This window comes from Roseibacillus persicicus, from assembly GCF_014651675.1.
Taxonomy (GTDB): Bacteria; Verrucomicrobiota; Verrucomicrobiia; order Verrucomicrobiales; family Akkermansiaceae; genus Roseibacillus; species Roseibacillus persicicus.
This window is the reverse complement of the sequence record NZ_BMXI01000008.1, coordinates 155,826-170,473: the sequence shown is the minus strand read 5'-3', so window position 1 is coordinate 170,473 and position 14,648 is coordinate 155,826. Positions and strand designations below refer to the sequence as shown.

The 14,648-nt window shown below is 56.1% G+C and carries 11 protein-coding genes; 3 read left to right on the top strand and 8 right to left on the bottom strand.

Going from position 1 to position 14,648, the window contains the following annotated elements; genetic code table 11:
* Window positions 1-37: 37 nt before the first annotated feature.
* From IE099_RS10790 to IE099_RS10760, 7 genes are all read right to left on the bottom strand, one after another.
* Window positions 38-199, bottom strand: coding sequence for a hypothetical protein (locus IE099_RS10790; RefSeq protein ID WP_189569938.1), 162 nt, complete (start codon window positions 197-199; stop codon window positions 38-40).
* A gap of 565 nt (window positions 200-764) precedes the next feature.
* Window positions 765-1,340 (bottom strand): hypothetical protein, encoded by a 576-nt coding sequence (locus tag IE099_RS10785; RefSeq protein ID WP_189569937.1) that lies wholly within the window; start codon window positions 1,338-1,340, stop codon window positions 765-767.
* Between the two features lie 259 nt (window positions 1,341-1,599).
* Complete coding sequence (locus tag IE099_RS10780; RefSeq protein WP_189569936.1) at window positions 1,600-3,828, bottom strand: hypothetical protein; 2,229 nt, start codon at window positions 3,826-3,828, stop codon at window positions 1,600-1,602.
* A 111-nt stretch (window positions 3,829-3,939) separates the two neighbouring features.
* Complete coding sequence (locus IE099_RS10775; protein WP_189569935.1) at window positions 3,940-4,758, bottom strand: hypothetical protein; 819 nt, start codon at window positions 4,756-4,758, stop codon at window positions 3,940-3,942.
* A gap of 86 nt (window positions 4,759-4,844) precedes the next feature.
* Window positions 4,845-5,192, bottom strand: coding sequence for a helix-turn-helix domain-containing protein (locus IE099_RS10770; protein ID WP_189569934.1), 348 nt, complete (start codon window positions 5,190-5,192; stop codon window positions 4,845-4,847).
* Between the two features lie 26 nt (window positions 5,193-5,218).
* Window positions 5,219-6,811: a LamG-like jellyroll fold domain-containing protein gene (locus tag IE099_RS10765; protein WP_189569933.1), complete on the bottom strand. Its 1,593-nt coding sequence runs from the start codon at window positions 6,809-6,811 to the stop codon at window positions 5,219-5,221.
* The gene (locus IE099_RS10760; protein WP_189569932.1) at window positions 6,808-7,347 is read right to left on the bottom strand and encodes a sigma-70 family RNA polymerase sigma factor; all 540 of its coding nucleotides are present in this window, start codon (window positions 7,345-7,347) and stop codon (window positions 6,808-6,810) included. The genes IE099_RS10765 and IE099_RS10760 overlap by 4 nt, the downstream gene beginning before the upstream one ends.
* 305 nt (window positions 7,348-7,652) lie before the next feature.
* Here IE099_RS10760 and IE099_RS10755 point away from each other — a divergent pair, with 305 nt between their 5' ends.
* Window positions 7,653-10,550, top strand: a complete 2,898-nt coding sequence (locus IE099_RS10755) for a plastocyanin/azurin family copper-binding protein (protein ID WP_189569931.1) — start codon at window positions 7,653-7,655, stop codon at window positions 10,548-10,550.
* 123 nt (window positions 10,551-10,673) lie between these two features.
* Here IE099_RS10755 and IE099_RS10750 read toward each other — a convergent pair whose 3' ends face one another.
* A complete protein-coding gene (locus tag IE099_RS10750) occupies window positions 10,674-11,183 on the bottom strand; it encodes an EF-hand domain-containing protein (RefSeq protein ID WP_189569930.1) in 510 nt (169 codons plus the stop codon).
* A gap of 158 nt (window positions 11,184-11,341) precedes the next feature.
* On the opposite strand from IE099_RS10750, the gene IE099_RS10745 reads away from it, so the two are divergent.
* Together IE099_RS10745 and IE099_RS10740 are read left to right on the top strand one after the other, a co-directional pair.
* On the top strand, window positions 11,342-12,574 hold the full coding sequence (locus tag IE099_RS10745) for an LL-diaminopimelate aminotransferase (RefSeq protein WP_189569929.1): 1,233 nt from the start codon (window positions 11,342-11,344) through the stop codon (window positions 12,572-12,574).
* A gap of 73 nt (window positions 12,575-12,647) precedes the next feature.
* The gene (locus tag IE099_RS10740) at window positions 12,648-14,558 is read left to right on the top strand and encodes an ankyrin repeat domain-containing protein (RefSeq protein ID WP_189569928.1); all 1,911 of its coding nucleotides are present in this window, start codon (window positions 12,648-12,650) and stop codon (window positions 14,556-14,558) included.
* Window positions 14,559-14,648 lie beyond the last annotated feature (90 nt).

The window sequence follows — 14,648 nt, the reverse complement described above, 5'->3', positions numbered from 1 at the left end:
CGGACTTCTAAATAACGTTCTCGTAAGTTCCTTCTGGTTAGATAGTGAAGTTTGTTTTGACATCACGCAGTCGGACCTCAATTTCCCAGAGCTTGGCGTAGAGATCGATGAGTTCCTTGTTGGGATGTCGAATCGGATCGAGGAGGTCGGCAACAACTACCAAAACCTTCTTCTCTCCACTTCGGCTTTCGTATCCCATCTTAATGTAGCGGAGAGTCAGGGTCTTGGGCAGCGCCTTCCAATCCTCTTGGGATAGCTCACAGGAGCTTGGCCGCGAAGATGGCTTTTGCCAACCGCAGGTCTCATAGCCCTCCGCAAAGTTGAACCGAGCTTCCGTCGAACGCTTTGAGTGTCAGTCCGCGCCAAAGGTCTCGCCGCGACACCCGTTCGGAAAGGTGCCGCGCAGTCTTGTGAGCGATGGCTTGCAGAAAATCCCCGGGAAGAGCGCGGCGAGCCTCGCAATAGGAGCCGGTGGACGACGAGGGTGGCTTGATTTTCACGACGGAATCCGAGAAAAGAATATCATCAAAGAACTCACTGAAACCTTCGAGATATTCGCGAAAAAATACTCACGAGTTGCTCGAAGCCGGGCTTGGCAACGACACTTGGCAGCGGAAAGAATGATAGTCGGAAAGTCGGTCAGAAGCGGTTGTTTGATCACGCTTTCAATGCGTTTCTTGGCCGGCTTTCCGTTCAATAGATTTTAACGAAATGCGGCTTAACCCAACTCCATTTGGGTTAAGTATTTTTAAGTCTGCTCCTCGTTAATCTTTCTTGGAATTGGCCATGGTAAGTCCTGTTCCAATCTTTCTGGTCTCCTCCAAATCCCAAGTTTCCCAGTAGTAGAACATTCTGTAGCTGGTGCGTTCGGGAGACCTATCAGTGTCGGATGCCCCGACCTCCAGAAGAGCAGTTTTACCATCATTGGCCACAGCTCCCAAGTCACTCACCCATCGATCCCGGATCTTCATGTCTGGATGCTTACCCAACATCACCACATCTTTCTCCCATCCATTGTCTGTTAGACGAAAACGCGTGATCCCCGAATAGAATCCCTTAGCGGTCATGATCTTCACCAGCATTACCGTCTTATCCTCACTAGTCACCACATCGGCAACTTCGTAGGGAGCCTTCCAACCAAAGATACCAGACCCGTCTGAATCTACGATTTTACAGCGGTCATCCTCCTGAACAAAAGTAAACGTTGTTCCTTTTAGCTTCCACGATAGCTTGTCCTTCAAATTGTCCTTAACCGAGTAGGAATGCGGAGCAACCGTTACCTCGCTTTCATTGGCGAGCATTGATGTCGCAAGCGCGATGATTAGGAGCAATGATCTCATAGTTTCCGACTAACGTTCAACAACACCCAATCCGTACGACTCAGCGTGCTTTTGATGGATCTATCACGTATCCCTCTCCGGTCAACTACAGCGAGGGGCAGAGCTTCAACTAGCGAGAAAAGGTGACGAATCCCCTACGGTCTAGGAAGTTCTCCCGATGGCGTGCGCTCCTTCTTCTCCGTCTGAGGGTCGAAAGAAAAAAGGCGGCTTCGTCTCCACGAAGCCGCCTTCCCTACACGGTCCTACCACAAGACGTAAGCTACTCTGACAATTCTTCGAGGCGGACAAAGAGTCTGCCCGGCTCATAATCGAATTCGACCGAACCTTGCCCGCTGGCATCGGTGGTGAGCGAGCCTCCGGTTGGCACGACGGTGGTCACGAACCCGGTCAGGTCTTGGCTCGACTTCAAAGTATAGGTCGTCGAGGGCTCGCCCGAAAAGGTCAACGCAACGGTTCCACCCGATACCGAAATCCCAGTAATTTCGAGATCAGCGGCAAGAACTCCAGGCTCCGCGTAGAGACGGACCAAGTCGAAACGAGGTTGGTCGTCCCCACCATCGGAGTTGTCACTTTCAATCAGCACCGCAACCTCCGAAGCAGTGGTGGTGGCCTGATAGCTCAAATAACGTTCATAGTATTCGTTCAACTCTTCTTCCGCATGCTCGAAGGCGCCAATCTCGATCGGGGTGCCATTGTCGAAAATGAGGGAGACGGTGTATTGCGAGGACCCATTCGACTGATTGTTTGTGGTATTCAGTTGGAGATGGAAGACCTCGCCAGGAGTCACCCCATGGGCGATGGGGGCGGATTGGAATTCGCCCACGGAATCATCATTCACGAATCCATAGAAAGAACCATCGTAGGCAACCGAGGAGCTATCGAATCCGATGAAGCCGTCCACGCTGCGCGCTGACCACCCGGGGAGGGTTGCGACTTGCCCCGCCTGACCCGCTGCGAAGCGAGTAGTCGCGGACGCGGGATTGGAGGGATTGGTGCCACCCGTGGTGTCCTCGAACGAACCGTTGGAGATGGAGAAATCCATCAGGATCGTCGGCGTGGGAACATCGTTCTCATCATTGGGGTCGGTGCCGAAGACGTTGACCTCGATCGAATCCGAAAACTCATCCCGGTCCGTATCTTGCTCAAAAGGATCGGATCCAGCCGCCTTTTCCGCGCCATCGTTCAGGCGATCGTGATCCGCATCGGGATCGAGCGGATCGGTCCCGTCGTCATTCAGTTCGACCCCGTCGGTCACTCCATCTCCGTCGGTATCCGGATTGTTGGGATCAGTTCCTTCATCAAACTCGAACAGATTGTCGAGACCATCGGGCTCGCGATCCCCATCCGCGCCATCGACCCCGATGCTCGAAGTGGGGTCCAACCCGTTGTCATTCTCCCACCAGTCAGGGAGATCATCATCATCGGTATCTTCCTTTGTCGGGTCGGTGAGATTGGCACTGCCGATTGCGGCGTCAACCTCATCCCCATCCTCAATGGTATCATCGTCGGTATCCTTCCGGTTCGGATCGGTGACATAACCACCTCCCAAGGAGGGAGACACCTCATCTCCATCTTCGATTCCGTCCCCATCGGAGTCCGCCGTCAAGGGGTCGGTTGGAGCCCCGCCATTGCCGACCCCAACGAAGTTCCCTTCACTATCGTAGGGATTCAGCAAGCCATTGATTTCTTCTTCATTGGTCAGGTTGTCCGAGTCTTCATCCGCATTGGGATCGAGAATGGGTTGGGTCAGAGTCAAGGTGACATCATCGAGATAGACCTGGTCCCCCTCGTTGGCACCGTCCGAACCATTGTTATCGACGAGAATACTCAGTTGAGCCGTGGTATAAGCGGCAGGAGCCAGGACGGACCCGAAAGCCGACTCGTCCCTCAAGATGAACCCAGTGGTCACGTTGTCCGCAAGGGTCCCCTCGGGAGCATCGTTTTCGGTGTGATTGACGATGGTAAAGGGCACCAGCTCTTCGCTCGCCAAACCAGCATCAAAGAGAATCGCAGGAGCTACGGAAAAGTGATTGTCGCTTGTCTTGTTCGCTCCGGTCCAGAGACTCAGTCGAAAGACATCTCCCCGAAATCCGCTACCGACGTCTTCCGAGAGTGCTTCTACCTCCACCGCATTGTTCACCAGAAGAACGCGCCGGCTATCGAGAAGCCCCCGGTTGGGAGAGCTATCCTGACCGTTGGCCGGGGGCGGGTCGGTAAAGTCATTAACCTGGGAGCCATCCAAGCCTCCGAAACCGGTCGAGTCGAGAGTCCAGCCATCGATAGTGATGGTGCCATTGCTAACCGCAAAGCGGTCGTCGGTGGTGCCATTCCCGCTCGTAGAGCCGGTCCGCATGCCAAGGTTTCCGTCCAGAAGCTCGCTTTCAAATCCCCCATTGTTCAGGGTAGGGCTGATTACTGGAACTTGGGCCAAAGCCACGGTGATGCCCGAACACATTAGGGCAGGAATCGTAAATAGATGGTTTTTCATACTGAATATAAAATGTTGTGAGTGCCAATTCCCACCAAGAGGCCCATCAATCACTTGGGGGGCTTCTTTGGGGGCCGGTTGCTCAACGGAAAGAATTTTTTCCCCTCGGCGCTATCGGCGACGGCGGAGAACGAAAGGAAGAGCCAAGAGACTCAGTAGGGCCGAGGAGGGCTCGGGAATGCTGGTGACGGTCAGGGTCACATCATCGATGTAGACTTGATCCGACTGATTCGCACCGTTGGAATTGTTGTTGTCCACATCGAGAACAAGCTGGGCTGTTGAATAGTCAGCGGGCGCAGCAACCGAACCGAACGCGGCATTGTCTCGCTCGATAAAGCCATTGGTGACGTTATCAGCCAACTGCCCGTTGGGAGCATCGGAAATCGTGTGAGAGATACTTTGGAATCCAACGGTTTGTTCGGAAGGAAGGCCAGCGTCGAAGACAATGGAGGCATCGAGAGTGAAGTGCGTCGCCCCAAGGTCGTTGGACCCGGTCCAGAGACTCAGCTGAAAAAGATCTCCCCCCAAACCACTGGTCAAGTCGTCCGACAAGGCGGTCGATTCCACCCGGTCATTGATGAGGAAGACCCGGCGTGATTCGCCCCGACCCCGATTGGGTGCGGCGTCTTGTCCGTTAGCTGGCGCAGGGGTGGTGAAGTCGTTGATTTGAGAGCCATCCAATCCTGAAAATCCTCCGGTGGAAATGGTCCAACCAGGGACTTTAATGGTGCCATTATTAGCGGCGAAGCGATCAGTAGCGGCATTGGAATTGCCATCACCACTGGACCCTCCAGAGAGAACCGTGCCGCCGAGGGCGACCTCGAACCCTCCGTTATTGAGGGTTGGACTAATGAGGGTGGTGGTTGCTGCACTCGAAATAGAAGTATATGTCCCGATTGCAGTTAGGGTAAGTAGGCTAGAGTTTTTCATGCGTTTTCTTAGGATTTAAGTTCATGGTTCGGAAGGGATTCTACCTTCTTCACCATTCGCCAGTATCCTAGGATACGCAGGAAAAGTTATGTAAGGGAGATTTGCGACTTTTGCTCTCTCCGCCAGATTCCGGGCGTCGTTCCAACTATCTTTCGAAAGTGATGCCTCAAGCTTTTCACATCCGCAAAACCAATATCTTCTGCAATTTCAGTAATTGCAGATGAGGTCGTAATCAGCAGGTGCTTCGCCCGATTGATGCGGAACTGGTTGATGATTCCGAGAGGCGATTCCCTCAGGTCTTTGCGAAACTGTCGTTCAAGAACCCGACGCGAAACTCCACAGCTGCGAGCCAGGCTTTCCACACTAAATGATTCGCAGGGATGGTTGTTGCGGATAACGACCAAAGCCCGGCGGGTCAGGAGAGAGAAAGCCACTCTTTCCCTTTCTTTCTGGGGATTTTCTACCACTTGGCCGGCCTTCCCAGTTGATGAATTTCAGCAATCTCCTCACTACTCATCGCCCGCCGGAGCAAGAAGAATTCGTCGATTCGACCGCAGAAATTTCGCTGCTTGGGCCAGCTCGGTCCTGCTGGCGAACCCCAATGACCGATGTTACATTTCCCAAAACGGACCGGACAATCCGGGTCGATCACGGTCTCTGCCACCAAACGGCCATCTACATAATATCTGACATCTCCTGAGGAGATACTAAAGGTAGCCGCGAGATGGGTCCATCTACCGATTGGAACCGTATCTTCTTCACTTTTGATTCGATATATTTCCGGTGAATTCAAACTGGGATTCTTTCCCAACTGAGACCCCTGAACCGCACCATCATCCAGCAACTGCCAGTGATGTTCGTGTCGTTCATAGTTATCGGTATTGAAAATGGCGGTGATATAACTATCGAACCGTTCCACCTTCAACCAGGTCGAGAGGGTAAACTCCGGGAACTCACCATCAATCTCGAGAAAGACCCGGTCGCCCACATTCTCAAAAAGGAGAGCACTGCTGTTCGGCTGCCTGCCCCGCACCCAGGTGGCGCCATGAATGCGACCATTGACCGCTTGCGGATTCGCGCGATTCACCAGTCTTCCGCTGGATGACTCGTCAGGTTGGAAGTCGTAGAACGCGACCATTTCCCCATCGGCGAGTAGCCTGTCAGTGAGCTGACGGCCGAGAGTTTGCGAGATGTCCTTAGCGGTCCGGAATTCCTCCTCGCGAGGTTGAGTCAAAACCACCGCTGCCGAGCCTTCTTCCCAGCCCGCGGCATACCCTTCCCGAACGAGCCGCGCTTCCTTGGAACCCTCTTCGTGCAATTCCACTTCCCCCGAGAAGACATGAACCTCCGTCTTCTGGTCCGGGTTGACCGCGATCCCAAACTCGGTGCCGAGGTCGACCACGTCAACCTCAGGGGCATCGATGCGGAAGCCGGTCGCGCGGTCGGAAATGCGGGCGCGAATCCGCCCCTCGGTGAGAAAGACATGCATATCGTTCTTGATGGTGAAATCGGCGGGCCCCTCCACCACGAACTTGGCTCCGGTGCGAAACTCCAGCTCGGCGATGCCTTCCTGCAACTCGTAGCGACCCACTTCGAACTCGTCTCCTTCCGGGGCGAGGTTGGGGGCGAAGCGAGTGTCGAGCTGGTTAATCATTCTGGCGAGAGCCTGGGTGGCCGGCTTCGCGCTATCCGCCACTTGAACGGGCGATGATTTCTTTTGCAGAAGAAAGCCAAGGAGACTTGCGAAGACCACCGCTGCCGCGACGGCGAGGAGAGCGCGTCTTTTTCCAAATCGAGGCGAGACAAGATTTTCAGCGCCTTCGGGAGGTAGAAAGCTCTGCGGCATCCCCAGCAGATCGCCCGTTGCATCGGAGAGAAGCTCGTTGCGCAACAAGGCCTCGGTCACCAGTTTGTCCGAAGCATACTCGACTGCGGTCACACTTTCCCGAAGGATTTGATTGAGGCGGTCGCGCTGCTCCACGGACAACTCCTCTTCATCAGCCAAGGCCAAGAGGCGGTCAAGCTCGTCAAACTCAGGATGGTCGTTGCTCATGATTGGGACTCCGGCGAGGTATTCATGCGGGTATCGATGCACTCCTTCAGGTTCTTGCGAATTCGGAGGAGGAGGCTTTTCACTCCATCAATAGAGCGATTGCAGCTAAGGGAAATCTGCTCGATGGACTTACGATGCGCGTAGTAGAGAGACAGAATGGTGCGCTGCTCATCCTTGAGCTTGACCAGACAAGAGCGGAGAGCTTCCTGCCGGCGGGGGACACTTTGGATCCGTTCTTCGGTCACGGTTTGGAGACTTTCCAGAACGTCGGCGTCGAAGATGAGACGGTCTCTTTGCCGATCCCGATAGAAAGACAAAATCTGAAAGCGCGCCAGGGTGAGGGCCCAAGGCAAGAAGGGCCGCGAGGAGTCGTAGGACTCATGATTTCTCCACAGCTGAATGTTGGTCTTTTGGAGAATATCCTGGCTGTCATTCGAGTTCGCCACCGACGCCATGATGTATCCCAAGAGCTGGGACTGGTTGCCAGTGAGCAGGGTCACGAAGGCTTCGTCTGGTTCTGGAGGTCGTTTGGTCAAGGGAGATCGGTGGTGCCTATCATCTCTTGTCCACCGCGAGAGGCAACGGTGTCACTTTCTACGCATTTTTTCGAAAAAACTTTTGCGAAGCGCTCTCTTGCCGATGGGCACTGGACCTGAAATGGACTGAAATCTCCGGCAACGAAACCGGCTATGATACGAAGTTGAGGTCTTCGCGGAAGGGAGAAATGCGACTAAGCGTGGGGAAAGTGACCAGGCGCTCAGGGACATCTCTTCGCTCGCTTTTTTCGATAGATTCAGGGAAATTTCGGGTCAGGTTTCTGGGAGTTGGGCAGTTCGGTTGTGTGATAAATGCTTCCCCTTTTCGTGCGGCTGCCTTCGGGTTGGCCCTTCCCGCGCTGCTGGTTTCGCTTCCCGCGGCCGAGCTCAATATCGCCCGCAAGGACGTTCATCCCTACGTGCGTTCGGAGGGCTCGCGGGCTGAACATCGCTACTCCGACGCTGCCGTGAACTCGGAGCGCGTCTATGATTTCTATCGTCGACAGGCGGAGTATTACCTCGCGATGGCTCCCGAAGAGGTGCCCGATCTCTTGCCTGCCTTTCCCGGTCTGGACCGGGGAGAGTTCGGGCATTGGGGAAAGTATAACCAGAACAATTATAAGAATGATGATTGGAACCGGATGGAGGTCGGCACCGTTGTTGGAGCCCCCCTCCATGCCTCCGGAGTGGGCGCTCTGAAGGGAGTCAATGTGCGTCTGGGTGAGGAGGGTCTCATCGCGGCCTGCTTCGATCCCGTCACGCTGAGCTATCCGGTGATTTGGGACAGCTCCAAGCAGTTTCTCAAAATCAATCCTTTCCGCTGGGGCCTGGCTCGGGGCACGCAGGCGGGGGGCCGGACTCTTTTCCACTACAAGCCTGCGGCCTATCCCGGCGACACGAACCTCCCCGTCTATCGAGGCTACTATCGCGCTGGGAGCGAGGTGGTCTTTGACTACGATTATGAAGAGAAGCCGGTTCTCGATCGTCCAGGCACCATCGTGCTCGGCGACGAAGCCGGTTCGGTCTTCACCCGCACGATGAGCTTTCCGCAAGGGGTGCCAGTTTCGGTCTTTCCACTTGTTCAGACGCCAGCTGACTGCGAGGTGTTAGAGGACGGCGTCTACCAGAAGGGAACGCAGACCACTCTGGTGACAATCAGCGGAGAGATCGCGGACACGGCCCTGACGCGCGATGAGAGCGGCCTTGTCTCGCTGCAACTAGGCGAGCAAAAGGACGCGGGTCTCATCCGAATTTCCATCTGGAGCGGCGCCAACGCGGACCTCGATCTCGCCAAGCAGACAATCACGGAGACTCCCCTTCGCATCCCGAACAAGGCTTTGGAGGAAAAGCCGCAATGGCCGGAGACCATCACCTTGAATGGCGAGCTCGGGGACGAGAGTGGAGCTTACGCCATCGATACCATTCCCGTCCCTTTCGAAAATCCTTACCGCTCCCTGATGATGTTTTCGGGAGTGGCTTTCTACGATGACGGAACCGCTGCGGTCTCCACGCTGATGGGTGACATCTGGACGGTCTCGGGATTGGACGCCGACCTCTCCGAGGTGAAGTGGAAGCGCTTCGCCACCGGCATCGCCATTCCCTTTGGCCTGCAGATCATCGACAACGAGCTTTTCGTCTGCGGCAAACAACAGATCACCCGCCTCCACGACCTAGATGGAAATGGCGAAGCGGATTTTCATGAAAACTGGAGCAACAAGTACCTCGACGACCACGGTCACCCGCACATCTATGGACTGGAAAAAGACGACGAGGGCAACTTCTACCTCATCTACGAATACGCGATTGCCCGCATCGACAAAGACACCCGCGAGGTGGAAGTGATCGCCACTGGAGTTCGCAATTGCATGGGCTTCGGGTCGACCACCCTGGATGACGAGTTCACCATCTTGGCTGCTCCCCAAGAGGGGGACTGGACCCCGGCCTCCATGATTATCCGACCCCAACAGGGCGGCTTCTATGGCTTCGAGCCCGGTCGCAAAAAGGTCGATTCGGTCTCGCTGCCTCTCTGCTACATCCCCCGGGGAGTGGATAACTCGACGGGTGGTTTTCTCACCATCAAAGATGAGCGGTGGGGACCCTTGAGCGATTCGGTCATTGGATTGAGCTACGGGAGCGGCAACCACTATCGCGTGTTGTTCGATTCCGGCCTCCACGGTCAGGCCGCCACAGTTCCCCTGCCCGGAGACTTTCCCGCAGGGCTGGTGCGAGCTGTTACCTCCCCCACCGATGGGCAGGTCTACACCGTCGGCACCGATGGTTGGGGAGACTACGCGATGCAGTCGGGATGCTTCGGACGGATTCGCTACACGGGCAAGGCGATGGTTTTGCCCGACTCCTTCCAAGCTGTGGCCAATGGACTCCACATCCGCTTCAATGAGACCCTGGATGCGACGAGTGTGGAGGAGCTCTCGAACTACTTCGTGCAACAATGGAACTACGAATATGCCTCCCGCTATGGGTCGCCCGAGTTCTCGGTCAAGGAGCCTGGAAAGCTTGGTCACGATCGGGTCGAAGTTGCCTCCGCCCGCTTGTTAGAAGATGGACGCACTGTGTTTCTCGAAATCCCCGAGCTCGCTCCAGTGATGCAGATGCATGTTTATATGAAGCTGAAGACAGCAGCAGGTCAGGAGTTCAAAAGCGACCTCTTCCCCACCATCATCGAGTTTGACGAAGCCACCCGGTTCGAAGGAATGCAGGAAGTTCCATTCAAAGAGACCACTCGCCTCGTCGCGCGCATCAAGGGTGCGAAGCCTCCCCGGACGAAAGGCTCTTTGACACCACCGGACGAAACCTGGGGTGACGCCACTCGCATTTTGATCGAGACCAAGGAGGGGCTGCAATTCACGCCCAATGCTTTTCGAGCTCGCCCGGGAGAAAAGCTGGCGGTGACGCTGCGCAACCCCGACGTCATGCCTCACAACTGGGTGCTCACCCAGGTCGGTACCGAGAAGTTGGTGGGAGAAGCCTCGTTCAAGATGCTCAACGATCCCGAAGCCCAGGCGAAATCCTATCTGGAGGACGAACAGCAAAAGAACGTGGTGGCCCACACCTCCGTCATCGATCCCAGCTCCGAGCAGACCATCTACTTCGAGGCGCCAAGCGAGCCCGGCGACTATCGCTACATCTGCACTTTCCCCGGCCACTGGCAGGTCATGCAGGGAGTGATGACCGTCAGCGAGTGATCCGAAAGCGGAAACCGCTTTCCCTCCCAAATTGAAAAACCGCACTCCTCCCGGAGTGCGGTTTCGGGGTCTTTTTTGCTATGTGGGTTACGGGATGAATAACAAATTCCAGAATCGTTTCGACTAACGGCCGCCACGAGGAGGATGGGGAGGACGTCCTCCCCCTCCGGGACCTCCTTCTTCACCACCAGGGCCGCCAGTGGACTCGTCAGGCTTCATCTCCTCTTCCTCGAGCTTGCCACTTTCGTCTTCGTCCAGTTCGAGCAAGGACTTGGTCGCCCTTGCGATCTCTCGTTTGGAAAGAGTCCCATCACCATTCTGGTCTAAGGAAGCCATGACCGGATCGACCGGAGGAGGACCGCCGCGACGGGGTTTTTCTTTTTCCTTATCATCGCCCTCGGGCTTAGGCGGGGCCGTCTCTTCCTCGGAAAGCCGCCCGTTGTCATCGGTATCGAGTGAGGCCAGAATCTCGGAGGCATTGGTGATTTCTTCCGCAGAGAGCGCGCCGTCCTTATCGACATCGAGGGCCTCGAAAACCGGAGACTTGGGTCGCGGTGGGGGCCCTTGACCTGGTTGGTCTTGTGCGAGAAGGATGCCGCTGCCGGCCATCAGAATCAGGATTGTCGCTTTCATATTTTTCGTTTGGTTGGATTACGACGACAAAGTGCCTGCGCTAGATTTGGATTTGATGTCAGTGGGGGCCCTTTCTGGTTAAGAGTTTGTAAAGTTGCCTTCACTCCGTTCGATTTTTCTTTGGCGAGACGGCCACTTCCCGCTATGCCATCGCCATCATGGCTCGCATTAACGAAAACTTCCTGAAGCTGAAAGCTGGTTACCTTTTCCCTGAAATCGCCCGCCGGGTGAAGGCCTTCAACGAGGCCAATCCTGAAAAGGCAGCCCGTCTGATCCGTTGCGGTATCGGCGACGTCACCGAGCCCCTCCCCGAAGCGGCGCGCAATGCGATGAAGGCGGCAGTCGACGAGCTCGGCTCCCGCGACACTTTCCGCGGCTACGGTCCCGAGCAAGGTTACGACTTTTTGCGGGAGTCCATTGTGGAGAATAATTACTCCAAAGTCGGAATCGGCGCGGACGAAATCTTTGTCTCCGATGGCTCCAAGTGCGACTCGGGCAACATCCTCGATATCCTGGGACCAAACAACCGCATCGCGATCACCGACCCCGTTTACCCCGTCTATGTCGACACCAATGTGATGATTGGCAACACCGGCGAAGCCGATGAAGACGGTCGTTACGAGGGGCTCGTCTATCTCCCCTGCAATGCGGAAAACAACTTCGTCCCCGCCATTCCCGAGGAGCCCGTCGACCTGATCTACCTCTGCTACCCCAACAACCCCACCGGTGCTTCCGCCACTCGCGAGCAGCTGACCGCTTGGGTCGAGTATGCGCGCAAGCACGACGCCATCATTCTCTTCGACGCCGCCTACGAGGCCTTCATCCAGGACCCTGAGGTCCCCCGCTCGATCTACGAGATCGAAGGAGCCCACGAATGCGCTCTCGAGTTCCGCTCTTTCTCCAAGAACGGCGGCTTCACTGGCGTCCGTTGCGGTTGGGTAGTCGCTCCCAAGACTGTCTTTGGAACGACCGAAACCGGAAAGAAAATCTCCGTGCGCGACCTCTGGTCCCGTCGCACCTCCACCAAGTTCAATGGCGCCAGCTATCCCGTCCAGCGGGGCGCGGAAGCTCTTTACAGCGAGGAAGGCAAGGCGCAGGTCAGCGAATTGATCACCCACTACATGGAAAACGCGCGCCTCCTGCGCGAAGCCTGCGAAAGCATCGGCCTCTCCGTCTACGGCGGCGAAAATGCTCCCTATGTCTGGGTCGCCTGTCCCGAGGGCGTGAGCAGCTGGGAAATGTTCGACCGCATGTTGGACGAGGCCCAAGTGGTGATCACACCCGGTTCCGGATTCGGTGCCGCGGGTGCGGGTTACTTCCGCATCTCGGCCTTCAACTCCCGCGAAAATGCAATCGAAGTTTGCGAACGGATTAAGAAGAATTTGGGATAATTATAAAAATTCCCGCGCTTTTGAACGACTGTGATTGAATTTTGTCAAAATAGTCGCTAAGCAGGCACGGGATATGAAACAAAACAGAAAACCCCCTCTTTTTCTGTCTCTGGCGGCAGGGCTGACCCTGCTGACCGGCTGTGTCTCCGATCCAGATCACGAGGCTTCGCTTCAGGCCAAGGAAGCTGCGGCCAAGTCCCCACTTGCCCTCTTTAGTGCTCTAGAGAGCCAAAACGAAGAGCTTGCGCTTGGGATCTTACGGGTGAAGTCCGGCCAAAGAAGCTTGGACGAGGCGGGCCGTACTCCCCTGATGGTTGCGGCCCGAACCAACAGCACCCGGGTTGCCTGGGAACTTTTGCCTGAGAAAGCCACCTCTCTTCCTAAGGACGAGACCGGCCTCAATGCCTTGGTTCACGCCGCGCGCGCGGACGAAATCTGGCTGGTGGGAGAACTTCTCAAGCGAGGGGCTTCCCCGAATGTCTTTCTTCCTGGCGGCGGCACCTTGATTGCGGAATGCGCGGCCGAGGGTCGAAGCGCGGCAACCCAACTTCTGTTGGAGAATGGCGCCCAAATCAATTCCGAGGATTCCGAAGGCAACCGCCTCGTTGAAATCGCGGCACGCCAGGGATTGGTTTGGTTGGTGAAGGACCTCATTGATCGCGGCGCTTCCTTTGGCGGAGCCGAACACCTGGAGGACGACGAGCAAATCCATCTTTCCCACGTAGCGGCTGAAGCCGGAGAGCCCGAACTGATCGAGATTCTGGCCAATCGCGGAGCGGATCTATCCGCCACCAACCAATACGGAGAAAGCCCCGTCCACATTGCAATCGGCAGCGGTTCCTTCGACGTGCTCAAGCCGCTTTTTCAGCAAGGAGTTTCCCTCGATGCCGCTGATGACAGTGGCGCCCGCCCTATTCACCTCGCGGTGATGCACCGCGACCCTCTCAGTCTGCGGGAGCTTCTCAGCCTGGGTGCCAATCCGAATTCACCTGGCCCCGAAGGCAAGTTGCCCATCGAATATGCCTTGGAAATGCGGGACTATGAGTTCGCAACTCTCCTGATTCAGTACGGTTCCATTACTCCCTCCACCTTGCTGTATACCGCGATCGAGGACGGCGACCGGAATCTGGTTGATTTTCTCCTTTCCAATGGAGCTGACCCGAACGCGCTTTGCCGCCTCTCGGATGACACTCCCCTGGGCCTGGCTCTTCGTAAGGACGATCGCTGGGCGGCCTTTCGTTTGTTGAAGGCAGGCGCTCTACCTGATGCCCTCATTCGGGAACGTCAGACAGCCTTCCATCTCGCGGTAGCCAAGCTCGACCGGCCCCTGGTTGCGCTAATGTTGGAGAAAGGGGCGGATCCGAATCGCCCATTCTACAATTATCCCTCCGACGACTTTCTTCAGCATGTCGCCAGCAAGAACATCTCCCGATCCACTCTCGGGCATACCCGCAACTTTACTCCGATTGCAATGGCCGCCGACAGTGGTGACATCGAGCTAGCCCGATTGTTGCTCGCCCATGGAGCCGACCCCAACGTCTACACCCGTGGGGGACGTTACAACTACTGGGCGCCCATTAGCTGGGCCGCGCGACGCTCGGATGTGCCAATGATGCAAATTCTGTTGGGCCGGGAACCGTCACAGATCCGACGCCGGGCAGTGGTGGACCTCTCCAAGCAACGTGCTTGGGTCTATGAGGGCGACGAACAGATTTATACCACGCGGGTTTCCACCGGAAAGTCCGGTCACCGCACGCGCACGGGAGAATTCGTGATAACCAACCGCTATCGCAACTGGAACTCGACCATCTATGGCTCATCCATGCCCTACTTCCAGCGCTTCAGCTGCTCCGACTTCGGTTTCCATCAAGGATATGTCCCGGGCTATGCCGCCTCGCATGGATGTATTCGCGTCCCTGGCGGTAATGTGCGCAAGCTCTGGGAACTGCTTTCCCTGGGTGACCCCGTCACTATCGTGAACTAGGCTCTTCCGACCTGCGCCGCTCTCGACTTCGCCTTCCTGCTGGCTAGCATGGTCCTCCGTGCGCCTAATCGCTGCCATTTCAGCTTCACT